The 24489-nt window shown below is 38.9% G+C and carries 24 protein-coding genes; 20 read left to right on the plus strand and 4 right to left on the minus strand.

Annotated elements, in window-relative coordinates:
* Window positions 1–163: 163 nt before the first annotated feature.
* From groL to purN, 7 genes are all read left to right on the plus strand, one after another.
* Window positions 164–1810, plus strand: coding sequence for a chaperonin GroEL (gene groL, locus KKD45_00295; protein MBU4308944.1), 1647 nt, complete (start codon window positions 164–166; stop codon window positions 1808–1810).
* Window positions 1811–1966: 156 nt separating this feature from the next.
* On the plus strand, window positions 1967–2728 hold the full coding sequence (locus tag KKD45_00300) for a hypothetical protein (protein ID MBU4308945.1): 762 nt from the start codon (window positions 1967–1969) through the stop codon (window positions 2726–2728).
* Between the two features lie 102 nt (window positions 2729–2830).
* The gene (locus KKD45_00305; GenBank protein ID MBU4308946.1) at window positions 2831–3172 is read left to right on the plus strand and encodes a hypothetical protein; all 342 of its coding nucleotides are present in this window, start codon (window positions 2831–2833) and stop codon (window positions 3170–3172) included.
* Window positions 3173–3288: 116 nt separating this feature from the next.
* Window positions 3289–4353, plus strand: coding sequence for a glycosyltransferase family 2 protein (locus KKD45_00310; GenBank protein MBU4308947.1), 1065 nt, complete (start codon window positions 3289–3291; stop codon window positions 4351–4353).
* An 81-nt stretch (window positions 4354–4434) separates the two neighbouring features.
* Complete coding sequence (locus tag KKD45_00315; GenBank protein MBU4308948.1) at window positions 4435–5232, plus strand: glycosyltransferase family 2 protein; 798 nt, start codon at window positions 4435–4437, stop codon at window positions 5230–5232.
* 197 nt (window positions 5233–5429) lie between these two features.
* On the plus strand, window positions 5430–6305 hold the full coding sequence (locus KKD45_00320) for a UTP--glucose-1-phosphate uridylyltransferase (GenBank protein ID MBU4308949.1): 876 nt from the start codon (window positions 5430–5432) through the stop codon (window positions 6303–6305).
* Window positions 6306–6453: 148 nt separating this feature from the next.
* A complete protein-coding gene (gene purN / locus KKD45_00325) occupies window positions 6454–7233 on the plus strand; it encodes a phosphoribosylglycinamide formyltransferase (protein MBU4308950.1) in 780 nt (259 codons plus the stop codon).
* 60 nt (window positions 7234–7293) lie between these two features.
* Here the strand turns inward: purN and KKD45_00330 are convergent, their stop codons facing one another.
* Together KKD45_00330 and murA are read right to left on the minus strand one after the other, a co-directional pair.
* Window positions 7294–8640, minus strand: a complete 1347-nt coding sequence (locus KKD45_00330) for a hypothetical protein (protein ID MBU4308951.1) — start codon at window positions 8638–8640, stop codon at window positions 7294–7296.
* A gap of 233 nt (window positions 8641–8873) precedes the next feature.
* Complete coding sequence (gene murA, locus KKD45_00335) at window positions 8874–10133, minus strand: UDP-N-acetylglucosamine 1-carboxyvinyltransferase (GenBank protein ID MBU4308952.1); 1260 nt, start codon at window positions 10131–10133, stop codon at window positions 8874–8876.
* Window positions 10134–10334: 201 nt separating this feature from the next.
* On the opposite strand from murA, the gene KKD45_00340 reads away from it, so the two are divergent.
* The 5 genes from KKD45_00340 to KKD45_00360 all read left to right on the plus strand — a co-directional run bounded on the left by KKD45_00340 (window position 10335) and on the right by KKD45_00360 (window position 14629).
* On the plus strand, window positions 10335–11702 hold the full coding sequence (locus KKD45_00340) for a S41 family peptidase (protein ID MBU4308953.1): 1368 nt from the start codon (window positions 10335–10337) through the stop codon (window positions 11700–11702).
* A 57-nt stretch (window positions 11703–11759) separates the two neighbouring features.
* Window positions 11760–11978: a hypothetical protein gene (locus KKD45_00345; GenBank protein MBU4308954.1), complete on the plus strand. Its 219-nt coding sequence runs from the start codon at window positions 11760–11762 to the stop codon at window positions 11976–11978.
* A gap of 218 nt (window positions 11979–12196) precedes the next feature.
* Window positions 12197–13867 carry a CTP synthase gene (locus KKD45_00350; protein MBU4308955.1) on the plus strand — a complete coding sequence of 557 codons (1671 nt, stop codon included), beginning with the start codon at window positions 12197–12199 and terminating at the stop codon, window positions 13865–13867.
* 329 nt (window positions 13868–14196) lie between these two features.
* A complete protein-coding gene (locus KKD45_00355; protein ID MBU4308956.1) occupies window positions 14197–14445 on the plus strand; it encodes a DUF559 domain-containing protein in 249 nt (82 codons plus the stop codon).
* A 16-nt stretch (window positions 14446–14461) separates the two neighbouring features.
* Window positions 14462–14629: a hypothetical protein gene (locus tag KKD45_00360; GenBank protein MBU4308957.1), complete on the plus strand. Its 168-nt coding sequence runs from the start codon at window positions 14462–14464 to the stop codon at window positions 14627–14629.
* Between the two features lie 72 nt (window positions 14630–14701).
* On the opposite strand, the gene KKD45_00365 is transcribed toward KKD45_00360, so the two are convergent.
* A complete protein-coding gene (locus tag KKD45_00365) occupies window positions 14702–15451 on the minus strand; it encodes a hypothetical protein (protein ID MBU4308958.1) in 750 nt (249 codons plus the stop codon).
* The gene (locus tag KKD45_00370; GenBank protein ID MBU4308959.1) at window positions 15438–16514 is read right to left on the minus strand and encodes an O-antigen ligase family protein; all 1077 of its coding nucleotides are present in this window, start codon (window positions 16512–16514) and stop codon (window positions 15438–15440) included. The genes KKD45_00365 and KKD45_00370 overlap by 14 nt, the downstream gene beginning before the upstream one ends.
* A gap of 16 nt (window positions 16515–16530) precedes the next feature.
* Here KKD45_00370 and KKD45_00375 point away from each other — a divergent pair, with 16 nt between their 5' ends.
* The 8 genes from KKD45_00375 to KKD45_00410 all read left to right on the plus strand — a co-directional run bounded on the left by KKD45_00375 (window position 16531) and on the right by KKD45_00410 (window position 24489).
* Window positions 16531–16683 carry a hypothetical protein gene (locus KKD45_00375; protein MBU4308960.1) on the plus strand — a complete coding sequence of 51 codons (153 nt, stop codon included), beginning with the start codon at window positions 16531–16533 and terminating at the stop codon, window positions 16681–16683.
* Between the two features lie 170 nt (window positions 16684–16853).
* Complete coding sequence (locus KKD45_00380) at window positions 16854–17846, plus strand: radical SAM protein (GenBank protein ID MBU4308961.1); 993 nt, start codon at window positions 16854–16856, stop codon at window positions 17844–17846.
* Between the two features lie 151 nt (window positions 17847–17997).
* A complete protein-coding gene (locus KKD45_00385; protein MBU4308962.1) occupies window positions 17998–19203 on the plus strand; it encodes a glycosyltransferase in 1206 nt (401 codons plus the stop codon).
* Window positions 19204–19320: 117 nt separating this feature from the next.
* A complete protein-coding gene (locus KKD45_00390; protein MBU4308963.1) occupies window positions 19321–20571 on the plus strand; it encodes an oligosaccharide flippase family protein in 1251 nt (416 codons plus the stop codon).
* Window position 20572: 1 nt separating this feature from the next.
* Window positions 20573–21514, plus strand: a complete 942-nt coding sequence (locus tag KKD45_00395; protein MBU4308964.1) for a glycosyltransferase family 2 protein — start codon at window positions 20573–20575, stop codon at window positions 21512–21514.
* Between the two features lies 1 nt (window position 21515).
* Entirely contained in the window at window positions 21516–22622 is a 1107-nt protein-coding gene (locus KKD45_00400) for a glycosyltransferase family 4 protein (GenBank protein MBU4308965.1), read from the plus strand.
* Between the two features lie 7 nt (window positions 22623–22629).
* On the plus strand, window positions 22630–23427 hold the full coding sequence (locus tag KKD45_00405) for a polysaccharide deacetylase family protein (GenBank protein MBU4308966.1): 798 nt from the start codon (window positions 22630–22632) through the stop codon (window positions 23425–23427).
* 21 nt (window positions 23428–23448) lie between these two features.
* Window positions 23449–24489, plus strand: coding sequence for a polysaccharide pyruvyl transferase family protein (locus tag KKD45_00410; GenBank protein MBU4308967.1), 1041 nt, complete (start codon window positions 23449–23451; stop codon window positions 24487–24489).

Here is a 24489-nt window from a genome sequence, read left to right on the forward strand (position 1 = left end):
CAATCTCCCTCGCCCCGGCGGGAGAGGGTCGGGGTGAGGGGTTGTCGGAAGAGTGTTGTGCTTAAAAAGAATATTTTGTGCACGGAAAACCACCTCACCCTAACCCTCTCCTGGCCAGGCGAGGGAATAATAAATGAATATTAAATAATTAAAATATAAATATATGAGCAAACAAATAATCTATAACGATGAAGCGCGCGCAGCTTTGAAGCGTGGCGTTGATAAATTGGCTAATGCGGTCAAGGTGACTATGGGTCCGAAGGGACGGAATGTGGTGATTGATAAGGGCTTTGGTGGTCCGACGATTACCAAGGATGGCGTGTCGGTGGCTCGTGAAATTACTTTGGAAGATAAATTTGAAAATCTAGGTGCGGAAATGATCAAGGAAGTCGCGTCAAAGACTAATGACATTGCTGGTGATGGTACTACAACGGCAACTGTTTTGGCGCAAGCGATGATTACGGAGGGAATTAAATTGGTAACGGCGGGCGTGGATCCGATTGAGCTTCGCACTGAGATGGAAAAGAAAGTGAAGTCAATTGTGGCGGAATTAAAGAAGATGAGTAAGTTGATTACGACTAAGGATGAGATTGCGCAAGTGGCTTCGATTTCTGCAAATGACAAAGAGATTGGTAATATTATTGCTGAGGCAATGGAATCAGTGGGCAAGGACGGCGTGATTACGATTGAAGAGGGTCAATCTTTTGGCGTTGAAAAAGTGGTTGTGGAAGGTATGCAATTCGATAAGGGTTATGTGTCGCCATATATGGTGACCAATCCTGAGACAATGAAGGCGGAGTATGCGAATGCGTATTTGCTTTTGACTGATAAGAAAATTTCGACAATTGGTGAGATTTTACCGTTGTTAGAAAAAATGGCGCAGAGCGGTCGCAAAGAGTTGGTGATTATCGCCGACGCTATCGAAGGTGAAGCGTTGTCAACTTTGGTGGTGAATAAATTGCGTGGCTCATTTAACGTCTTGGGCATTAAAGCTCCTGGCTTCGGTGATCGTCGCAAGGCGATGTTAGGGGACTTGGCAGTCTTGACTGGTGGTAAAATGATTTCCGAAGAGGTTGGTTTGAAATTAGAAGATGTTGAAATTGCCGATTTAGGCCAGGCAGATAAAGTGATTTCAGGCAAAGATAATACGACAATTATTGGAGGACGTGGTGATGAAAAAGAAATTAAAAATCGTGCTGATCACATAAGGAGAGAACTTGCCAATTCGAATAAAGAGTATGACATTGAAGGTTTACAAGAGCGCTTGGCAAAAATTGCCGGCGGTGTGGCGATCATCAAGGTGGGCGCAGCAACAGAGAGTGAAATGAAAGAAAAGAAAGACCGTATTGAAGATGCCTTGAACGCGACGCGTGCAGCCGTAGCTGAAGGCGTGGTGCCAGGCGGCGGACTTGCGCTTGCGCTTGCGGGAAATGCCTTCGAAGAAATTGCTGAAAAGAAAAATATCAATCCAGGTGCGCGCATCATCGACCAAGCAATCTTGGAGCCGATCAAACAAATCGCACAAAACGCTGGCAAGGATGGTTCATTGATTCTTTATAACATCATTCGTGAGAATATGAGTGGCAACAAAAATATCGGTTACAACGCTGCCGAAGATCGTTTTGAAGATTTGATCAAAGCTGGCATCATTGACCCGACCAAGGTTGTGCGTTCAGCTCTTGAACACGCGTCATCAGCAGCAATTATGTTTTTGACGACCGAGGCAGTGATTGTTGATAATCCGGAACCGAAAGATAATGGCGCTGCCGGAATGGGTGGCGGTATGCCTGGAATGGGGGGAATGTACTAGGGTGATAATTTTGTCCCGAGTACTCGGGATTGAATTTTGAATTAAGGATGATTGAAAAAATATATAAAAGACGGGAAGTTTTAAGACTTTCTGTCTTTTTTTGGCTAATTATGTGATAATTTAGACCTGGCATTGACAAATGTATGAATATGTGCTATGTTGATACAATTGTTCTTTTTATTATTTATAGTGCAAACAACGGTTTTTATCGCCAAAAAATATCAACTCACGAGAGGAGACATGGTTATGGCTAGCATGGCAAAGTGTATTGCTGCTAATTGTCGGAGAAATTTCAGTAAGGCAAATCGTCAACTCGGCAAACGAGTGATCGTTGATGGAGTTTCGGAGATGTTGACCGGTGACACCGAGGTCTATGCCGATGTTCACGATGTTTTTGCTTCACGTCGTTACGATGAGGCGCGAGGTGAGCACGTTGTTGGCTATAAGCACGGCAACATGATCGGCGACGGTGTAATTGACGATTTTGACAATCATGGATACTTGAATGATGACATGATGATGAGAGATTACGACGACTGGTATAATGAAATCATGAAACAGTCGTTTCTTCCTGAGAATAAATGGAAGGGTGAAGCGCCGTATGATCCCAACGATCACGGCGTGGGCCTTATTCGCTGGATGATGGAAAGTGTCAAGCCGGCTGATGTGCACTTGAAAGATCTTAAATGGGTCGCCGAGAAGTATACGATTTTATCTGCTGCATTAGCGGGTGGATTATTGCCAGATGTGAGCTGTAATGATGATACGGCACAGCTCTATTCCAGATGCACAATGGCTATCGAGGATGTGCTTCAGAAGCACGGTGTGGAGTACGAACCATTTGGCGGATTGACTGACCGGGGCTGGGAAACATTTCGTGAGCATCAGAGTGCTGTTGGCGAGTCTATGTCCGCCTAAAAAGTCGAGTACCAGTTTGGCTGCACGGTTTACAAAACGTGCAGCCATTTTTTTATCATTTGCCTAATTGGCAATGTTAATCATTTTAAAGAGGATGATGCGATGAAAAAAATGTGCGCGGTACTACTTGTTGCGTTGTTGTCTGCCTTTTCGTCCGGTGTTGCAAGTGCCAATACGGTCTTCGAAGTTAAGAAAGTCGTCTTTGATAAAAAGACAGGGGCGTTTGATTTGTGGGTGAATCGCGATGGCGTAAGTTTTTATCGCCTTTCCCCCGGCTTCAAATTGGTAATCTTGAAAAAGAATTATGCCAAAAACAAGTCCCTGGTGACGATTGATTTCGGTTGTAAGACCAAGCCATTGGACGGAAACGCATTTATCTTGTCGGCGCCCGACTTGAAGCGCATTGACATGAGGATGTTGGTGGTTAACGAGGAAAAGCGATAGTTAGTCCTGGTTGAAAATTATTATGAGTCATTGACAATTTTGTTGATGACTCTTTTTTTTGTGATATTGACATATTTCTAGCCTAAAAAAAATAAAAATGTTATAATATTTAAACTATGGAAAATAAAAAAGTAGCGATTATTTTAATAAATTATAAGGAATATGCCAAGCGGTTTTTGGTGGATTGTATTGCCGGAGTGCGAGCGCAGGACTATTCTGGCGAAATTAAGACCTTTATCGTAGACAATGAGACGAGTGCGGAGAGCTTCGGTTATTTGGCGCAGACTGTCCCGGAGGCGGAGTTGATTCTGAATAAAAATAATGATGGTTTTTCTAAGGGGAATAATGATGCGATAAAGATTGCCTTGGCGCAGGGCTTTGATTTTATATTTTGCTTGAATATGGATACGATTGCGGATAAATCAGTTATCAGCACGATTGTAAATATTTTTGAGAATGATAAAAAGGCCGGGGCGGTGCAAGCGCGTTTGATGTTGCATCCGGAAACGAATAAGATCAATAGTCTTGGCAACGCAACGCACTTTTTGGGTTTTGGTTATTCGGTTGGTTATAATGACAATGTCAAAACTGCAAAGGTTGGTGAAATAAAAACAGCGCCAATTTGCTATCCTTCAGGGGCGGCAGTAATGTTTAGTCGTGAAGTCTTGAATACGATTGGTTTTTATGATGAGGAATTTTGGATGTATAATGAGGATCAGGATTTGGGCTGGCGTGTCTGGTTGGCGGGCTATTCCTGTTTGTTGGCAAATGAGGCGGTTGTGTATCATAAATATGAATTCAGCCGTTCGATTGCTAAATATTATTGGATGGACCGCAATCGCATTGTGGCGATTTTAAAAAACTATCATATCTTAACCTTAATTCTAATTTTCCCAGCCTTTTTGGTGATGGAAATTGGCTTGATTTTATTTTCCTTGAAGTCTGGTTGGTGGAAAGAGAAAAGAAAAGTCTGGAAGTATTTTTTGACACCGCGAACGTGGGTTTATTTGTATAAAGCGAGACGCGAGTCACAAAAAATACGCCAAGTTAGGGATGCTGATATTATTGGGATATTTACGGGGCGGATTTGGTATCAAGAAATCGATGATTGGAAATTGCGAATTATGAATCCGGTATTTGATTTTTATTGGAAGGTGGTTAAATTTATTATTTTTTGGTAGAGAGAGGTGTTATTCTCCCTCGCCCGAAAACTACCTCACCCTAACCCTCTCCTGGCTAGGAGAGGGAATAAATTATTGTATATGACAAATATAAGTATCGTAATATTAAACTACAAACAAAAAGGTTTTGTGATGAGTTGTTTGAAGTCAATTAGTGAGGCTGATTGGAGTGGATTGACTCACGAGGTGATTGTGACTGATAATAACTCCGACGATGCCTTGGGGGAGATTTTGGCGTGGCAGAATCCAGAGGTCAAATTTATCCAGAATGGCGCTAATTTGGGTATGGGAGCAGGTAATAATGCTGGTATTAAACAAGCAGTGGGTGATTATGTAGTGATAATGAATCCAGACACCTTGGCACAGTATGATACTTTTCAAAAACTTTATGCCTATATGGAGGCAAATAAAGAGGTTGGAGTGGTGGGACCAATGCAGTTGAATCCAGATCAATCGATTCAGGACTCTTGTTATCGTTGGCATTCTTTTTTGACTCCGCTTTATCGGCGCACACCTTTGGGCAAATTACCTTGGGCGCAAAAGGATGTTGATAATTTTTTGATGAAAGATTTTAATCATCAGACGATTCGAGAGGTTGATTGGTTGTTGGGATCATTTTTATTTTGTCGCAAGAGCGCCTTGGATGAGATTGGTTATTTTGATGATTTGTTTTTTCTGTATTTTGAAGATACGGATTTGTGTCGGCGCTTCTGGCAAAAAGACTATAAGGTTGTTTATAATCCGGAGGTAAAAATAATTCATAATCATGCGCGCCAAAGCGCGCAGACGGCTTGGTATAAGTTTTTTACAAACAGAACCACGCGTTGGCATATTGCTTCGTGGTTGAAATACACTTGGAAGTGGGGATTTAAAAATTAATTATATTCCTACGTCATTCCCGCGAAGGCGGGAATCCAGGCGCTACAGACCTTGAGTACATAATTATAGAGACTAATCTTAATATAAATATTGATAATAAATAATACTTCGTAAATTTTAATTCTCCTTATCCTGAAAACAATCTGCGAGGTACCTGGATCCCCGCCTTCGCGGGGATGACGGATGAAAAATATATGATGAAAATAAAAAAAGCAATTTTCCCGGTAGCGGGATTCGGAACCAGATTTTTGCCAGCCACAAAGGCGCAACCAAAAGAGATGTTGTCGGTAGTTGATAAGCCGGTAATTCAATATTTAGTCGAGCAAGTGGTGGCGGCAGGTATCGAAGAGATAATCTTTGTCACTGGTCGTGGCAAACGTTCGATTGAGGATCACTTTGATCATTCTTTCGAATTGGAACATACTTTGGTGGAGAAAAATAAACATGATTTATTGCAAAAAGTGCGCGAGATTAGTGACATGGCGAAGTTTTCTTATGTGCGTCAACCGATGCCCCTTGGCGATGGTCATGCTTTGAGTTGTGCGGCGCACTTGGTGAATAATGAACCAGTCTTAGTAATGTTTGGTGACACCTTGTATGACTATGATCTAAAATCACCAGCCCAGCAGGTTATCGAGACTTATGAAAAATACGGTGGCTCCGTGGTTGGTCTTTCTGAGGTAGAGAATGCGAAGATAGGGAAGTTTGGCGTGATTGATGGAGTTGATGTTGGTGACGATGTTTATGAGATTAAGAAATTTGTGGAAAAACCAAAACCAGAAGAAGCACCTTCGAATTTAGCTGCAGTGGGAATCTATGTGATCACACCAGAGGTGTTTGATGTTTTGGGCACAATGCAAGCCGGCAAATCAGGCGAGATTCGCTTGGCCGATGCTTTTGATATTATGTTGGAAAACAAACAACCGTTGTACGGAAAAAAATTGGAGGGTGAGTGGTTGGATACAGGTGATAAGTTTAATTTTATTAAGGCAACGATTACCTTGGGCATGAAGAATGAGGAGATTGGAGCGGATTTGCGGGAGTATATCAAGAAGGTTGGGGAAAGTTTATAGGATTGACTTTTTGTATAATTTAATGTAGGTTTTATGTAATTAACTAAATATGAGTAATATCATGTTTAGTTAATTTTTTTATTGTTCATTTATAATTTTTTATATTTTACAGAAAATAAACCAATAATTTTCCGAGGAGGAGAAAGCCATGGTAAAAAAGAGATTGAGAATTGGTGTTTTGATTTCCGGTGGAGGTTCAAATTTGCAGGCAATAATTGACGCTTGTGAGAGTGGCCAAATTGACGGTGAAGTCGTTTTTGTTGGTTCTGATAAGCCAGATGTTTATGGTCTTGAAAGGGCGACAAAACACGGCATTCCGTCTTTCGTGGTTGATTATCGTGAATTTAAGAATGAACGACCCAGTACTTTGTTTGGGTACTCTGTTCTGAATGACACCATTTCTAAAAGTTGTGGGATAATCCCGTCGTCTAGAATATCCAATAGTGAGCGTCAATCATGGATGTTAAATAGAATTATGGCAGAAGAGGTGTTGTTAGACAATATTAAGAAGTATGAATTTGATCTTTTGGTTTTGGCTGGATACATGCGGAACATGTCGTCATTTATCATTGACGAGATAAACAAGGATTCAGAAAAACCGCGAATTATGAATATTCATCCAGCTCTTTTGCCAGCATTTCCCGGCACAGACGGCTATGGCGATACTTTTCGTTATGGCTGTAAAGTCGGTGGGTGCACGGTTCATTTCGTCGATTATGGCGAAGACACCGGTCCGATAATCGGTCAACAGACAGTGAGCATTCATCCTGGTGACACTCTTGAAATGTTTAAGGAAAGAGGTCTTAAGGCAGAGTGGGCGCTTTATCGGAAATGTGTACAGTTGTATGCAGAGAACAGACTGAAAGTAGTTGATATTGGCACAAGAAAAGTAGTTCAAATACTGCCCTGGAAAAAAAATATTGACTAAGGTAAAAATAAAGCCTCGGCGTAAAACCGAGGCTTTTCTTTTTGGGAAGCTGATTGGTATTTAGTTGATTGACAATTTGTAAACGCCTTTTTCGTCATTAAGGTCGGCGTAGAAAAATAGTGTATCACCAGTTTTGTTCAAGGCTGGATTTTTTATTTGGTTTGCCTCAAGGAGTTTGGTGATGTTGTATTTCTCGCGATCGTCGAGTTCGATAACGTTGATATTGTTGTTGGTGGAGAATAAGATGTGTCCATTGGTTGGCAACCAAGCGATGTCGGTAATCTTCTTGCTTATTCTGGTAATTAATTTTTTTCGGGATGAATCGAGGTCATACATCCATATTTCAAAGTCGTTGGCGTAGATTAGCTGTGTGTCGCTAATCCACTGATTTTTTGGGGAGATATTGCTTAACGAATCTTTTAGTTGTTTAATTGAAGAATTGACGTCAATAAGATAGAGGATGTTGTATTTATTATCCAGTATGTTTAGTAATTTTTGCTCTCGGTTAATGAAGGAATAGTTTGAAAGTGGTAGGTTTATCTTGCCAGTGATTTTATTTTTTTGAGTGTCAAAAATATTAAGGATGGTTGATTCTTTTTCATTGATTAAGAAGTAGATAGTATCCTTTTGGGCGAAATAGTTACTAATAGCTGCGCTGCTGATGATTTTGGTGGTGGTTTTATCATCGGTTTGATATCTATTTAGGCCTGCGCTATTAATGTAATAAACATAGCGGTCAGAATAATTATCCCATTGAAAATTTTTAGCTTGTTTGTCGGTTTTGGTTCTTAGGTCGCTGATTTGATTATTTTCATCAATTAAAAAATTGTCCAAAAGTGCCTTATTCGAACTTGGGGACCAAATCACATTTTTATTCTCTGGCAATGTTGATGTAGCGATATCAATCTTCTTTATTTCATTGGTTATTGGATTTATCAAGGTAGCTTCTTTTTTATTCCAAGCCAGGATATTGCTTTTGTTATTATTGATGGAAATGTTTTGTTCACCGCTCAATAATGATACTGGTGCATCTTTTTTAAAGAGCTTCACGTCTTCGGCAAAGGTGGATTGACCTGGCCAAATGGCAAGTTTCTTTTCCCAAGGCCAGTAACCGTCGAGTTCTAACTTAATATTATATTCGCCGGGAATTAGATTTTTTATTTTTTGTGGTGTAGTTTTGTAGTCATCTTTTTTGTAAAGCTTCTTTATGAAATCTTGCTGTAATTCGCCGTTCAAATAAATCTTGGCATATTTTGGTTCGGAGGCGATGACCAAGATGCCTGTTTTTTGTAGCTTAAAACCATTACTAAATGAATAGCCCATGGCATACATGAATAATAGGGGTGTGATGATAAAAAATATTATCAAGAATGTGGTGTAAAATAAACGACGGCGTAAAGATATCATATTGATTTATTTCCGTCATCCTCGGGCTTGTGTCATGGAGCATAAACTCCTGACTATACAAAAAGTCTTTGACTTTTATAACCCGGGGATCCAGGAGTTAATAAAATTAAAGGTAAAAAATTATTTCGAAAGAGTGTGAGTTAAATTCAAAATATAATTATAAATAAGTCTCTATATCTAAATTCATTATTCGTGGCACCTGGATTCCCGCTTTCGCGGGAATGACGAGGTATTTAGTCTACGCGCTCAATTTTGGCGCCTAACGCTCTTAAGCGAGCGTCTATATTTTCATAACCGCGATCAATTTGATAAATATTATCAATCTCGGTTTTGCCTTTTGCAATAAGACCTGCGATAACTAGGGTGATGCCGGCACGAAGGTCAGGGCTGGTCATTTTTTTGCCATAAAGTTGGGTTGGGCCGTTGACTACGACTCGATGTGGATCACACATGATAATGTTGGCGCCCATCTGGGAAAGTAAATCAACAAAGAGAAGGCGACGGTCGTAGATAGTTTCATGAACCATGGATGAGCCTTGAGCCTGCGTCATTAATAATGTGAAAGGGGACTGTAAGTCGGTTGGGAAGCCAGGATATTCGTGAGTTTTTATATTGTAAGGTTTGAAATTTTTACTTGGCAACATTTTGATGTAGTCAGTGCCAACTTCGAAGTTGATACCGATTTTTTTGAAAATGTTTAAAAGTATTTCAACATGTTCTGGATTACATTTATTAATAGTAAGTTCAGAATTAGTTACAGCGGCCATGACGGCGAAGGAGCCGGTTTCAATACGATCAGGAATAACGGTGAAAGTGCCAGCGCCGATTTTTTCAACGCCAGTGATGGTCATGTTTGGTGTGCCTGCGCCTTCAATCTTGGCGCCGCATTCATTGAGATAATCAGCTAAGGCCTTGATTTCCGGTTCCATGGCGCAATTTTTCAAAACAGTCACGCCGTCAGCAAGGACAGCGGTCATCATAATCTCCTCGGTGCCGGTTACACTGACAACGTTGAAAAAATATTCACAACCCTTTAAGCCTTTGGTTTTTAATTCGTAATAATTTTCCGTTTCGTCGATTTCAACGCCAAGCGCCTTGAAGCCGTCAACAAAAATATCAATTGGTCGTCCGCCAGCACCAATAACGCAGCCACCTGGGTGTGGAAATTTTACCTCGTTGAAGCGTGCCAACAAGGGACCGACAAACATAATCGAAGCGCGGAACTTATTAGCAAAAAGGGGATTGAGCTCAAATTTATTGATATCTTTGGTCTCAATTTCAACAACATCACCATTTCGAGTAATTTTCGCCCCCAAATCCTCCAAAAGACTCAAAGACATCTTTATATCCTCAATATCGGGTAAATTTTTGATGGTTATTTTCTCACTAGATAAAATGGTAGCTGGAATAATCTTTAAAGCCGCATTTTTGGCCCCTTTAACATCAATACTGCCACTCAACTTGTGACCGCCTTGGATTATGAATTTTGACATAATATACTTATTTATTTTAATTATTTCTTCGCCAGACGTAACTTTAGCGAAGGAGGGTTTATTTGTATAATTAGTATAGCTTATTGGTATTATTTTTCAAGTTTTAGGGTAACTTGTCATAGTTGTTCTCTTTGTGCTAAAATAAACACATCTAATTTACATAATTCTGTTAGCTTGAAAAATGGCTAATTTTTTAATAAAATGACTGAAGAAAAAGACTTGAAAAGGCATGATAGGTTTATTTTTGCGATCAAATTTATCGGTTCAATAGTATTATTGTTAATTACTTTTGAATTGGGGGTTTATTTTGCTGGCAAAAAGGAGTTGATGGGTGATTTTGCTAAGATTCAGGCTGTTTATGCTGGGAAATTACTAGGTCAATATAGTGAGCCAACGACCGGTGTTTTGACGCAGGATGTTGATTTTAAGCTATTTTGGGAGGTGTGGGATTCTTTGCACGTAAATTATGTTGACCAGGACAAGATTACTGATAAGACTTTGTTTTATGGCGCTTTAAAGGGAATGGTTGCAGCCGTGGGTGATCCTTACACTGTGTTTATGGATCCAAAAGTTTCTAAGGAATTTAGTGATGACTTAGCTGGAACTTTTGAAGGAATTGGCGCTGAGATTGGCATTAAAGATGATATTTTAACAGTGGTTGCACCTTTGCCGGATATGCCAGCAGAGAAAGCGGGCTTGAAGGCTGGGGACAAGATTTTGTTTATTAACAAGGAGTCAACGGCGGGGATGTCTATTGATATGGCGGTGAGCAAGATTCGTGGAGCCAAGGATACGGAAGTAACATTAACAATCGGTCGGATTGGTCAAGCGGGTGTGAAGGATTATGTGATTAAACGTGGCAAGATTGTGGTCAAGAGCGTGCGCACAGAAATGCGTAAGGATGGTATTTATGTAATAAAGGTTAGTAGCTTTAATAATGATACTGATGATTTGTTCAACAAAGCAGTTGCCGACGTTATTCAAAAAAATCCAAGAGGTATTATTTTGGATTTACGTAATAACCCAGGCGGTTATTTGGAGACAGCGATTGATATGGCGAGCAAGTGGGTAGATAAGGGTGTGATTGTGTCGGAGAAGTTTTCTGATTCCAAAAAGAATGATCACATGTCTCGTGGACGAGCGCTTTTGAAGGGTTACAAGACAGTTGTTTTGGTGAACGAGGGTAGTGCTTCTGCGTCAGAGATTGTGTCTGGGGCATTGCAAGATTATGGCAAGGCAACACTTTTGGGCGCTAAGACGTTTGGTAAGGGATCGGTGCAGACCTTGAATGAGCTAAAAGACGGTTCGTCAATTAAGATTACGATTGCAAAGTGGTTAACGCCAAAAGGACGCAGTATTAATGAGCTTGGTATCGAACCTGATCGAAATATTAATTTTACGGTTGAAGATTTTAATGAGGGTAAGGATCCGCAACTTGATCGTGCTTTGGATATTTTGAACGGAGTAGAATTTAAGGATGATGCGACCTCGACACCAGCCGTGCTTACGCCAGCACAAGCAACAACCACGCCGAAGGCAGCACCAGTAAAGGCACCAGTTAAGAAATAATAATTTAATTAATAAATACCCGCCGTCACTAAGGCTATGGCGTGGCAAGTAAAAACTATGAAAGTAATATTCGTAAAAGAATTGCAAAAAGTTGCAAAAAAAGGAGAAATTAAAGAAATGGCTGATGGTTATGCTGTGAATTTTTTGATTCCACAAGGCTTTGCCAAGATTTATAACAAGCAAACTATCAATGAGATGAGCTCGAAGGTTGAGGCAAAAAAGAAAGCGCCAGTTGCTAAGAAAAAAAGAGAAAGCAAAAGCAAGAAAAAGAAATAAGATTTCTTTCGTCATTCCCGTCCCCAGTCAAGCTGAGGATAAACCTCCGGCGGGAATCCAGGCTCCACCACGAGGGCGTGTTTAATTATAGAAATCTATATAAAAGAAGATTAAATTTAATATTTTATTAAAAATTTTTTAATATATCTAAAATCGTTATTCGAGGTACCTGGATCCCCGCCTTCGCGGGGATGACGTGCAATTTCGATATTTTTTTTATGCCAAACAAAAAACAAGCCAAAAAACAAGTTAAGAAAAACACAAAATATATTTTTGTGGTCGGTGGTGTAATGAGCGGTGTTGGCAAGGGGGTTACCACGGCTTCAATTGGTGCAATTTTGCAATCCCGCGGTTATAAGGTGAGCGCTATCAAGGCTGATCCTTATATCAATGTTGATGCGGGAACAATGAACCCGATTGAACATGGCGAAGTTTTTGTGACCGAGGATGGTGATGAAACCGACCAAGATATTGGAAATTACGAAAGATTTTTAAATACAAATATTTACCGAGAAAATTACATGACCACTGGTCGTGTCTACCAGACGGTTATTCAGAAAGAAAGAAATTTAGAATATAAAGGCAAGTGCGTGCAAGTCGTGCCACACGTGCCAATGGAAATTAGAGATCGTATTCGCAAGGCTGTCGATAAGACTGGTGCGGATATTATGGTGATTGAGATTGGTGGCACAGTGGGCGAGTATGAAAATTTATTATTCCTTGAAGCGGCGCGTTTTATGCACTTTGAGGAGCCGGAAAATGTCCAGTTTGTGATTGTGTCTTATTTGCCTATCCCGGCGAAAGTGGGCGAGATGAAGACAAAGCCAACACAACACGCAGTGCGTAGTTTGAACGCGGCTGGTATTCAACCGGATTTTATCGTGGCGCGTTCACGCGTACATATCGATGAGCCACGTCGCAAGAAAATTGCGATTCATTGCAATGTACAGCCAAAGAATGTTATTTCAGCGCCAGATGTTGAGTCAATTTACGATGTGCCAGTGAATTTTGAAAATGATGGCTTGGGTGATATGATTTTGAAGAATTTTAATTTGAAATCAAAGAAAAAAGATTTGAAAAAATGGGCTGAAATGGTGAAGAAAAGCAAGGCGGCGAAGAAAGAAGTATATATCGGCATTGTGGGTAAATATTTCGCGACGGGCGACTTCTCTTTGTCTGATTCATACATTTCTGTAATCGAAGCTATTAAGCATGCTTGTACGGCTAATAACGTGAAACCAAAATTGGATTGGATTAGTGCGGAAGATATTGAAAAACAAGGCACTAAGAGTTTGAAAAAATACGACGGCATTATCGTTCCGCAAGGTTGGGGCGGTCGTGGCAGTGAAGGCAAAATGAAGGCGATTGAGTTCTGTCGTGTGAACAAAAAGCCATACTTCGGACTTTGTTACGGCATGCAAATGGCGGTAATCGAATTCGCCCGCAATGCTTGCAAAATGAAAGACGCGAACACCGAAGAGGCAAATCCAAAAACACCATATCCAGTAATTCACATCATGCCAGAACAAAAAGAATTATTAGCCAAGAAACAATACGGTGGCACTATCCGCCTTGGCGGTTGGCCATGTAAGATTACACCGGGCACTCACTTGGCTAAGGCTTATGCCAAGAAATTTGGCAAAACCAATATCATTAGCGAACGTCATCGTCATCGTTATGAATTCAATAACGAATACCGCGAAACTCTAGAAAAGAACGGCCTAACCATCGCCGGCACTTCGCCAGATGGCAAGATTGTCGAAGCCATCGAAATCACCAATCACCCATTCTTTATTGGCACTCAATTCCATCCAGAATATATTTCCAGACCACTAGATCCACACCCTTTGTTTGTGGAGTTTGTGAGAGTTTGTCGGGATAAGAAATAAATAATGAGTAATAGTAATCTCCCTCGCCCCGGCGGGAGAGGGTCGGGGTGAGGGGGCGTCGAAGAGTGTTTTGAAATAAAATAATATACTCGGCACTAAACTCGTCAGAGTCCTCACGGAGAGACTCTGACGGAACCAAAAGATCAAATAACAATTAATTTATTAATAGCTATTTTCAGTTTTATATTGGGCAAATACTTGAAATAAAATTATTAACACAAAAGATGGGTGTCGGCCTCCCTCTCCTCTGTAGGAGAGGGTCGGGGTGAGGTAGAGCGTGCGAAGATAATTTTATGGAAAAATTATATAATTAACCACAACAAAAAAATATTCGTAAAATTTTAAGACGGCAACCAAATACTTGCGAACTAATATTGTGGGAAAGAATTAGGGATAGACAATTGGATAATTTTAAATTTAAAAGACAATGCAGTATCGGTAAATATGAGGAGGCGAAATTAAGTAATGCTCCCTCACCCCGACCCTCTCCCGGCGGGGCGAGGGAGAGTGCATTGGCAAACTTCTTATTATATTTATTCAAAACCGTATATTATACACATGAACCGAATATAGCATAATAGATGTAAAAAATATATGAACGTACAGCTGATTAAGACTAAAAAGGATTATCACGATACCCTATGTAGAATTGAGGGATTATGGAGTGCCAAACTAGGAACTAATAAGGGCGATGAATTGGACGTGTTGACCACTTTGGTTGAAAAATATGAAGAAGATAATTTAAAAATTTTAGTGAATTAAATAAATTTTACGAGATATAACAAAAGAGCTCCGCGCAAACCGCAGAGCTCTTTTTATTTTTGATATTTATATTTATTTCACTAATAAAGTAAAATTATAATTCGACACCCCCAATCCAAATTTCTTAATCAAATTGCTCATATCATCCTGCGTATTCACCCAATATTTCTTCTCATCGACTGGATTCATATACCAGGCTTCGCCGTCGCGGTCGACTTGGAGGAAGATGCGACCTTTTAGATTTGCTGGCATCGTTAATTTTTTACCATTGCCAACGGTTGGATCGTAGTTATTATCGATTTCGGTTTTGTCGCTGTAACGGTCGCCGTCGGTGTTGAAAGTGCCGGGGTTGGTACCGATGAGAGATTCGAAATTGTCTGGTAGACCGTCGCGGTCAGTATCGTAGCCGGTAAGTTTACCGTAGCCAGTGGAAACTTTTTGGAGGGTGGCGCTGTTAGTGCCAGTACCTAGACCTTGCATTACGCGCAGGGCTTGAGAATTGTCGCCGAGGTAATAAACTTTTTTCTCAGTGGCGGAAACGTAATAAGCTTCGCCGTGGCCTTGGGGGGTGACGATGATACGACCCTTGAGGCGGTTGTAGAAATTGTTATTCTTTATTGGTAAATAACTGCCAGCAACGTCATTACTGTATCCACTTGTTGGACAGAAACAACTACAGTCACCAACTGGATAGCTGTAAGCACTGACGGGGAAGGCAAAGAGGCTGGCAAAGAGCAAGCCGAGGATTTTGATCTTTTTCATACTTTTTAAGGTTAATGAATTAAGTACTCGCACTTTACGCTCAAATTTATTGTTTGTCAATTATTTTTTCAATTCTATTTTTGGTATTTTTAAAGTGATTCATGCCCATTAGGCCACCAATGAGTGACCAAAGTGTCCATTGTAGAGCGGTGTTGCGGATAATGTTGTCGGCAAAGCTCATTGTTATTAATGCAAAGAACAAGGCGAACACAGTCAGATTCACTGTTTTTAGTTTTAGCTGTTCAGTTTTGAAATAGTCTTTGATTAAATAGAATAAAGTAGAAATGATTAAAATGAGATAGCTAGCTAATCCCAACAGACCATTTTCGATTGAGATTTTTAGATAGTCATTATGCGGATCAGATGAGCCCATTCGTTCGCCTCTTTTCTCTAGGATAATTTTATTAGCTGTGCCTACGCCGTAGCCAATGACAGGTTTGTCTTTGATGTAGCTTAGCGCATCGCGCCAAAGAGTTTGCCGCCATTCAATAGAGTTGCCTTTTTTGGCATTGTGTAGGTCATTGATTCTAGAATGTATCGGTGGAATGAATAGATATGATAGGAAGAAAATGATGAAAGCGGTTAAAAGTAAAATCCGATATTGTATGATGCCGATAATAAGAACAATTATTATGAAGGCGAGCCAAGCGCCACGGGTAAATGTTAGTCCTAGAAGTAGGATGAAGAAAAGGGACAAAGATAAGATTAAAATATTAACAATCTTTTCTTTTTTGCCGATTAGGAATATTAAAATAGATAAAGTAATCGGGATGATTAGGTAATAAGCGAATAGATTGGGATGCGAGAATGTGCCATAGATGCGATTATATATATTTTCCAAAGGAACGCTAAGGCCGGTGTTGGTAAAATATTGATAGATGGCTAAAGAGCCAGGGATAACGGCAGAAAATATAATAATCTTTACTAATAGGACAAAGTCTTTGTTTTTTTTGATGAGATAAAAAGAACTAAGGTAAATAAGGAAAATACTAAGCAGTCTGGCAAGTTCTTTTAAGCTGATAATTTTATCAAAAGAAAAAATCAGTGACACGAGACTGATTCCCAAAAAAAGAAGCCAAACAGTAAAAAGTGGCGGTCTTTGGGCTTTATTTTTGTATATCAAAATTATAGCTAATATTATGCTAATAGAGCCGATAACCGAGGTTATGTTGAGGGGTATTTTGGTGAAAGAAATGACCTGTTCGCTAGTAAAAATGTCCAAACAGGGCCTAAAGAGGATTATTAGGAATAAGCCGATTTTTTGGTTAATGAAGGTGAAAATTAGAATATAGTAGACTAGAATCAAGGACAGCAAAAAAACCGCCTCCATTTGTATGAAATTAATGGCTAATATTAAAAATAAATTAGCAATAAGGAATATTTTTAGTTGCGTAGTTCGATTTGACATCTTTGATTATTTATGCTAGATTGTAAGGTTAATAAAATAGCTTAGTATAAATGTATGAAAAAGTCAATATTAAAGCCAGTTGATGCGGTTATCGCGATTACTTACCAATGTAATTCGCAGTGCATTATGTGCGGTATTTGGAAAAAGAAAGAAATGCCCGCAATGCAAGCGGAGGATTTTTTGGCATTGCCGAAAAGTCTGGTTGATTTGAATATTTCTGGTGGAGAGCCATTTTTGCGTGCCGATTTGCCGGATTTTGTGAGCAAAGCGAAGGAGTGTTGTTCTGATGTGAATATTATTATTTCGACCAATGGTTTTGCGACTGCTTTAATTGTGACGCAAATGGAAAAGATCTTAAAGATTGATCCGGAGATTGGTGTAGCGGTTTCCATTGATGGACTGGAGGAGGTACATAATCAAGTGCGCCGAATTGAAAATGGTTTTAATAAGTCAATGGCGACGATTGCAGAATTGAAAAAAATGGGTGTAAAGAAAATTAAAATCGGTTTTACGATCGCAGATTACAACTATCAAGAATTACGGAAGGTTTATGAGTTGTCGCGCGAGCTGGGTGTCGAGTTGAGTTTGTCTTTGGTGCATTCGTCGGAGAATTTTTTTAGTCAGGAAAATAAGGTTGATAAGAAGAATGAAATAATCGAACAACTCGAATGGTTGATAGGTGAGGAGCTAAAAACCTGGAATCCGAAGAAATGGGCACGTGCTTATTATACTTATGGCATGATTCAATATATAAAGACAGGCAAAAGAATCTTGCCTGATTATTCTGGTCAGTCGAGTATTTTTATTGATCCGAATTGTGATGTTTATCCGAGCGATATTTCTAGTAATAAAATTGGGACAATCAAAAATAAATTCATCATCAGTGCGCCAGCAACGGTAACGGAGGGGTGGATGATTTGTACGGCGCGTCCAGCGATTAAAAAACATTGGGCAAGGGCGATTTTTTGGATATTGAGAAATAAATTTTATTCATTCGTCATTCCCGCGAAGGCGGGAATCCAGGCGCCACAGATGATGGATGTATAATTATAGAGACAAATTTAATAAAAATATTAATCATAAATAACACTTCGTAAATTTTAATTCTCCTTATATTGAAAACAATCTACGAGGTACCTGGATCCCCGCCGGAGGTTTATCCTCAGCTTGACTGGGGACGGGGATGACGGAAAAAGATATGAAAATCTTACAAATCAACAAATTTTTTTACTTAAAGGGTGGCAGTGAACGGCATTTTTTTGCGGTCTCGGATTTGTTGCGTCAAAACGGACACGAAGTGGTGGAGTTTTCTATGAATGACAGACGTAATCGGCCGAGTGTTTATGCAGATTTTTTTATTGGAGAAATTAATTATTCTAAAAGTTTTTTGAGCAATATATTTAAATTTTTATATAACTTTGATGCGAATCGTAAATTGGCAAAATTGATCAAGCAAGAAAAGCCGGAGGTGGCGCATTTGCATAATATTTATCACCAGTTATCGCCCTCGATAATTCACACCTTGAAAAAACACAAGATTCCGATGGTGTTGACTTTGCATGATTACAAAGTGATTTGTCCGAATTATCAACTATTTAACAAGGGTGAGATTTGTGAGAAGTGTAAGGGCGGGAAGTATTATAATTGTTTTTCGGGAAGTTGTATTAAGAATTCCCACGAAAAAAGTTTGCTAGGCGCGCTGGAAGCGTATTTACATCGCGATGTTTTGCAGTCCTATGAAAAGATTGATAAGTTTATTGCACCTAGTTATTTTATCAAAAATAAATTCATTGAATTTGGAGTTGATGGTGCGCGAATTGAAGTGATTGAAAATTTTACCGAGATGATGTCTGATAGTTCAGCCGAAGCGACAGGGGATTATCTGTTGTATTTTGGGCGCTTGTCCAAGGAGAAGGGCGTGAATGTTCTATTGGATGCAATGCATGATGTTGATGATGTGAAATTAAAAATTGCTGGTGATGGTCCGGAAAAAGAGGATTTTCAATTGGCGATTAAGAATTTTAAATTAGGCACTCGGGTGGAATTTGTTGGTGAAAAAAGTGGCGATGAATTGAATAATTTAATTAGAAAGGCAAAGGCGATTGTGGTGCCGTCAGTATGGTATGAAAATATGCCGATGAATATTTTGGAAGCCGTGGCCATGGGCAAGGTGATTATTGCTTCACGCGTGGGTGGGATTCCGGAGATAATCGAAGACAAGGAGAACGGTTTTTTGTTTCGAATGAATGATACCGATGATTTAGCGTTAAAAATTGATGATTTACAAAATAATGATTTAACAATGATTGGCCATCAAGCCTGGCTTGATTCGAAGCGGTTTAGTGCTGATATTTATTTTGGGAAGTATATGGAGTTAATCAAAAAGATAATTATAAAAGAATAGTATATAATTCTGTCATCCTGGAGCGGAGCGATAGGATCTTCAAATGTTTAAAAATATTTAAACAGCGGAAGATTCTATCAATCGCTTCGCTTCTTCCAGAATGACAATATAAAATTAATGATTAAGCGAGTGCTCAGAGATGAGTTTGTAAAAAATAATATTGTCCTATTTGTTGGCTCTGTAATGGTAGCCTTTTTGAACTATTTGTATCATCCGGTCTTAGGACGGATGATGAATGTGGCAGACTTTGGTGAAGTGCAGGTAATTATTTCTTTGTTTATGTTGACCGGTGTTTTGGGTGGTGTAATCAAGAATGTAATTGTGAATATTACCGCCAATAAAGAAGAGGGTGATAATCAAGAAGAGGTGGTTTTGATGCTTGGGAAGTTATCTTTATACGCGGTATTATTATTCTCGTTTTTAATGATTGTATTTAGCGGGCATTTGCGACGAGAATTAAATTTCCACTCGGATTGGCCTTTTATCGCTTTAGCCGTTATCGTGTCCTGGTCTATGGCCTTTAATGTTCGCCTGGCAGTCTTGCAGGGTTTGAATAAATTTTTGGAAATCTCTGTTTCGGGAGCGATTGTATCCTTGGGGCGCTTAATCTTTGCTGTAATTTTTGTTTACATAGGTTGGTCGTCGTTTGGTGCGATATTTGGTTTGTTGTTGGCGCAGGTTTTAGCATTTTATTATGTTTTTTTGAAAACGCGACAACAATTAAAATTGAATGCTGGTAAACACATTCAAATTGATGGTCGGATTAAAAAAGAATTATGGTATGGCTTATCAATCTTGATAAGCTCTTTTGCGGTCACTTTTTTATACACCTTTGACGTCGTATTGGTAAAATATTTTTTTAGCGCCAATGAGGCAGGTTTGTATAGTGGCATTGCCACTGTTGGGCGAATTATTTTCTTTTTAACGGCGTCTATTTCTATGGTGCTTTTGTCGGCAGTAAAAATTGATAAAAGCAAGAAGGACAATTTGAAAACATTATCCAAGGGTTTATTATTAACCATCGGGTTAGGCGGAGCAACTTTATTGACATTTTACCTGTTTTATGATATGGTCGTGGGATTACTTATTGGCAGCAAGTATCTTTTATTTAGCAAATATTTGTTTAAATTAGGAATTTTATCCTTTTTAGCGTCAATCGTTAATCTGATATTTGTATATTTCTTCGCTTTGAGAAATAAGCAAATAATATTCCCATCTCTTCTCGCGCCGTTGTTTGTGTTAATTTTGACATTATTTAATCACGACACGATCATGAGTGTTATAAATAATTTTATTTTCGGAGGAGTTTTCGTTTTAACTGCGCTTTTGTCTCTGCTCTACGTCGAGATTCGCAAAGAAGAAAAATAATATGGCTAAACTGATTTCCATCATCATCCCGGTTTATAACGAAGCACAGAATGTGCCGATTATTTATCGTGAAATCAAATATATTTTCAAGGGCAGTAAATATCGCTGTGAGATTATTTTTGTGAATGATGGTAGTCGTGATAATACGCAGGCCGAGATTGATATTTTAGTCGCGAAGGATAAGGCAGTTAAGTTTATTGATTTCTCGAGAAACTTCGGCAAGGAGATGGCGACCTCGGCTGGGATTCACAGCGCCAAGGGTGCGGCGGCGATTATGATTGATGCTGACTTGCAACATCCAGTGGAATTGATTCCGGAATTTTTACAAAAATGGGAAGCGGGGGCGGAAACGGTGATTGGAATTCGCAAGAAAAATAATGGCGAAGGTTTCGTTAAGAAAATCGGTTCGATTGTGTTTAATAAGTTTATGAATCTGATTGGTGAAACGAAAATGATTCGCAATTCGACTGACTTTCGTCTAATCGACCGTAAAATTATTAATGAATTTAATAAATTTAGCGAACACAATCGAATTACTCGCGGTCTTTTGGATTGGCTGGGTTTTAAAACTGATTTTATTTATTTCGAGGCTAATGAAAGAACTAATGGTGAAGCTTCTTATAATTTTGTAAAACTATTTAAATTATCCACTTCGACTTTTGTAACCCACAGTTTGTTTCCCTTACGATTTGCCGGTTATTTAGGAATTGCCATTATTTTAACCTCAGGTCCTTTGGGGCTTTTTGTGTTTTTGAATAAATATGTTTTGAGCGATCCTCTGGGCTTTCATTTTTCCGGCACGGCTATTTTGGCGTTGATTATTTTGTTTTTGGTTGGCATCATCCTGGCTTGTCTTGGATTGATTGCTTTGTATATTGGTAATATTCAAAGCGAGGTGATGGGGCGACCGATGTATGTAGTTAGAAATAATAATTTTAAATAAGATGAAGATACTGTGGTTTACTTGGAAAGACAAAAAAAATCCTTTGGCTGGCGGGGCTGAGATTGTTAATGACGAATTGGCAAAGCGCTTGGCTGGTGATGGACATGAGGTGATTTTTTTAGTAGCCGGTTTTGATAAGTGTTTGCCAGAGGAAATTATTGACGGTTATAAAATTGTTAGGCTAGGGAATAGATGGACAGTCTATTTCGCAGCGTGGCGATATTATCGCCGAAATTTCCAAGGCTGGGCAGATGTAGTAATTGATGAGGTGAATACGATTCCGTTTATGGCGAAATTCTATGTCCGCGAGCGAAATATCTTGTTCGTGCATCAACTGTGCCGCCAAATCTGGTTCTATGAAATGTTTTTTCCATTAAGCTTGATTGGTTATTTACTGGAACCGATTTATTTATGGCTATTGCGTGACCGGCGAGTGATTACCGTTTCCGAAAGCACAAAGAATGATTTATTACGATTTGGTTTTAAAAAAGAAAACATTGAGATTATTAGTGAGGGCATAGAAATTAAACCGATAGAAAATCTGGATAGTATCGTGAAATTTCCCAAGCCAACCATACTTGCCTTTGGAGCGTTGCGTTCCATGAAGCGAACTTTGGACATTGTTAAAGCCTTTGAGATTGCTAAACAAAAAATTTCTGATTTGGAATTAGTAATTGCCGGTTCGGCTGATAATAAATATGGGCAAAAAGTTTTAAACAAGATCACAACTAGTCCTCATCGCGATTCGATTAAATATTTAGGAAAGGTGAGTTTGGAAAAAAAGATTGAATTGATGCAAAAATCACACGTTATTTGTGTGACCTCGGTGAAAGAGGGTTGGGGACTGATTGTGACTGAGGCGAATAGTCAAGGTATACCTGCGGTAGTCTATGACGTCGATGGTTTGCGGGATTGTGTGAAGTATGATGAGACAGGGATGATTTGTGATGAGAATAATTCGGTTGATATGGCGGCAAGCGTTGTTGAGATATTAAGTGATAAAATTAAATATCAGCAACTGCGGTTGAATGGTTTGAAGTGGAGCAAGGAGATAAATTTTGAGAAAAGTTATCGGGATTTCATTGAGTATATTAATTTAATAAAATAATTTTATAATGAAAACAATAAAAATAACATTCAAAAAAAGGACACTTTTAATTACTGTGATGATTTTTGCGCTGGCTATAGGCGTAGCCACCGGTGGTTATTTTTGGCGAAAGGCCAAAATAGAGTCATCTAAAAAGGCAATTGTAACAATTGTTTTTGATGACGATGATGTTTCTATTTATAACGAAGCTTTTAAGAGAATGAAGGCCCTTGGACTAAAAGGCACTAATTATAACATCGGTGGTTTTATTGGGCAGCCTGGGAAAATGACAAAAGAGCAATTGCAGGAAATGTATGATAGTGGTTGGAGTATCTCAAATCACACAAAGTTGCACTGGAATTTGACTGGAAGATCAGATGTAGAAGTTGTTAATCTGGTAAAAGGTGAGAGGTTGTTGCTTATTTCTAACGGGTGGACTAAAGGCGCTGACGAGTTTTGTCCGCCACAAAATTCTATCAACGATCGTGAGCTTGATTTGATAAGGCCATATATTCATTCCAGTACTGATAGTCAAAAAGGTATCAATAACATTCCTTTTGATAGATATCATATTTCTAGAAGCGGGGCTTTTGCTAACAAGCCAGAAGCGATTATTGGTTGGGTTGATAAGGCTATTGAAGATAAACAATATGTTCATTTGAATTTTCATAAGATTGGCAGCGGAACCGTTTTGGACTATTCTCCCGAAAACTTTCAGCGCGTGATTGAGTATGTTGCCCAGAAAAGAAACGAGGGTAAAATAGAGGTTAAGACTATGTATGAATTAATTGAAAATTGCGAGCGACTAAATCAGTGCATCGACTAGACATTTATTGATAATTTTAAAATGAAAATTGAAGAATTCTTAAAAAATACAAATTTGGACAATTCGCTGCTGATTGGTTATTATGGCGGTGGTAATTTTGGCGATGAATTGCTGTTAGAGGTTCTTTTGCATTTCTTGAAAAAAGGTAATTTTAAAGATGTGAAGGTTATGTATTTGTCGTATGTGTCTTTTGATAATTACCATAAAAGAGTCGAAGGAATTAAAGTGGTCGACATTCGGTCTAAATTGAATTTTATTTATGAGTTTGTAAAATCGAGAAACATTGTTATTGGTGGGGGCGGAATTTGGGGCCTGGACTTTAATCGAAATGTTTTTGTCTTGAGTTTATTGATTTTTTTTGCTCGATCTATTTTTCTGAAAAAGGTGTACTTGGTTGGTATTGGATACTATAAATCAACAACGCGGATTGGTAATTTGGCAGCTTTTCTGGTTGGAAAGTCTAGTAATTTAATTATTGCAAGGGACGCAGAGACGTTTAACAATTTTAAGAACATTTGTCGAGAGACATATCTCGATCAAGATATCGCTTTCTTATTACCAGGTCTTAGCAGGGATGATTATACTGATGATTTATTGAAATTGGAAAATAAATTTAATATAAACAGCAAGACAGTATTTATAACAATCAGAAGATTTCAAAAAAAACATCAAAATAAATATCAGAAACTAATTAAAGAGTTGATTAAAAAAAATAATGGTCTGTATTTTGTTTTGATGTTGTTGGAGGCTGGTAGTGTTTATGAGGACGGAATTGTTGCGATGAATGAAATAAGAAACGAGTGCCATAATGTTTTTATTGCTGATTATGAATACAACCCTGTGGCTTTATATTATTTTTTTAAGAAACACAGAGATGATTTGCTGATCATTTCCCCGCAGTTTCATGGGCAACTTGTGGCACACTTGGCTGGTGTAAAATTCTTGCCAGTTGGCTATGATAATAAAAATTTTGAGCTTTTTAAGATTTTGAATGTTAAAAAATACTACAACATTAACCAACTAACCCTTCAAGATTTGCAAAGTTTTGTTGATAATTATTAA

It is taken from the genome of Patescibacteria group bacterium (assembly GCA_018897195.1).
Lineage (GTDB): Bacteria > Patescibacteriota > Patescibacteriia > Patescibacteriales > UBA12075 > JAHILH01.

What these genes read in the sequence shown, in the direction of transcription:
- groL (MBU4308944.1), top strand. Translation starts at nt 164, where the DNA reads ATGAGCAAACAAATAATCTATAACGATGAAGCGCGCGCAGCTTTGAAG.
- KKD45_00300 (MBU4308945.1), top strand. Translation starts at nt 1,967, where the DNA reads ATGTTGATACAATTGTTCTTTTTATTATTTATAGTGCAAACAACGGTT.
- KKD45_00305 (MBU4308946.1), top strand. Translation starts at nt 2,831, where the DNA reads ATGAAAAAAATGTGCGCGGTACTACTTGTTGCGTTGTTGTCTGCCTTT.
- KKD45_00310 (MBU4308947.1), top strand. Translation starts at nt 3,289, where the DNA reads ATGGAAAATAAAAAAGTAGCGATTATTTTAATAAATTATAAGGAATAT.
- KKD45_00315 (MBU4308948.1), top strand. Translation starts at nt 4,435, where the DNA reads ATGACAAATATAAGTATCGTAATATTAAACTACAAACAAAAAGGTTTT.
- KKD45_00320 (MBU4308949.1), top strand. Translation starts at nt 5,430, where the DNA reads ATGAAAATAAAAAAAGCAATTTTCCCGGTAGCGGGATTCGGAACCAGA.
- purN (MBU4308950.1), top strand. Translation starts at nt 6,454, where the DNA reads ATGGTAAAAAAGAGATTGAGAATTGGTGTTTTGATTTCCGGTGGAGGT.
- KKD45_00330 (MBU4308951.1), bottom strand. Translation starts at nt 8,640, where the DNA reads ATGATATCTTTACGCCGTCGTTTATTTTACACCACATTCTTGATAATA.
- murA (MBU4308952.1), bottom strand. Translation starts at nt 10,133, where the DNA reads ATGTCAAAATTCATAATCCAAGGCGGTCACAAGTTGAGTGGCAGTATT.
- KKD45_00340 (MBU4308953.1), top strand. Translation starts at nt 10,335, where the DNA reads ATGACTGAAGAAAAAGACTTGAAAAGGCATGATAGGTTTATTTTTGCG.
- KKD45_00345 (MBU4308954.1), top strand. Translation starts at nt 11,760, where the DNA reads ATGAAAGTAATATTCGTAAAAGAATTGCAAAAAGTTGCAAAAAAAGGA.
- KKD45_00350 (MBU4308955.1), top strand. Translation starts at nt 12,197, where the DNA reads ATGCCAAACAAAAAACAAGCCAAAAAACAAGTTAAGAAAAACACAAAA.
- KKD45_00360 (MBU4308957.1), top strand. Translation starts at nt 14,462, where the DNA reads ATGAACGTACAGCTGATTAAGACTAAAAAGGATTATCACGATACCCTA.
- KKD45_00375 (MBU4308960.1), top strand. Translation starts at nt 16,531, where the DNA reads ATGCTAATAGAGCCGATAACCGAGGTTATGTTGAGGGGTATTTTGGTG.
- KKD45_00380 (MBU4308961.1), top strand. Translation starts at nt 16,854, where the DNA reads ATGAAAAAGTCAATATTAAAGCCAGTTGATGCGGTTATCGCGATTACT.
- KKD45_00385 (MBU4308962.1), top strand. Translation starts at nt 17,998, where the DNA reads ATGAAAATCTTACAAATCAACAAATTTTTTTACTTAAAGGGTGGCAGT.
- KKD45_00390 (MBU4308963.1), top strand. Translation starts at nt 19,321, where the DNA reads ATGATTAAGCGAGTGCTCAGAGATGAGTTTGTAAAAAATAATATTGTC.
- KKD45_00395 (MBU4308964.1), top strand. Translation starts at nt 20,573, where the DNA reads ATGGCTAAACTGATTTCCATCATCATCCCGGTTTATAACGAAGCACAG.
- KKD45_00400 (MBU4308965.1), top strand. Translation starts at nt 21,516, where the DNA reads ATGAAGATACTGTGGTTTACTTGGAAAGACAAAAAAAATCCTTTGGCT.
- KKD45_00405 (MBU4308966.1), top strand. Translation starts at nt 22,630, where the DNA reads ATGAAAACAATAAAAATAACATTCAAAAAAAGGACACTTTTAATTACT.
- KKD45_00410 (MBU4308967.1), top strand. Translation starts at nt 23,449, where the DNA reads ATGAAAATTGAAGAATTCTTAAAAAATACAAATTTGGACAATTCGCTG.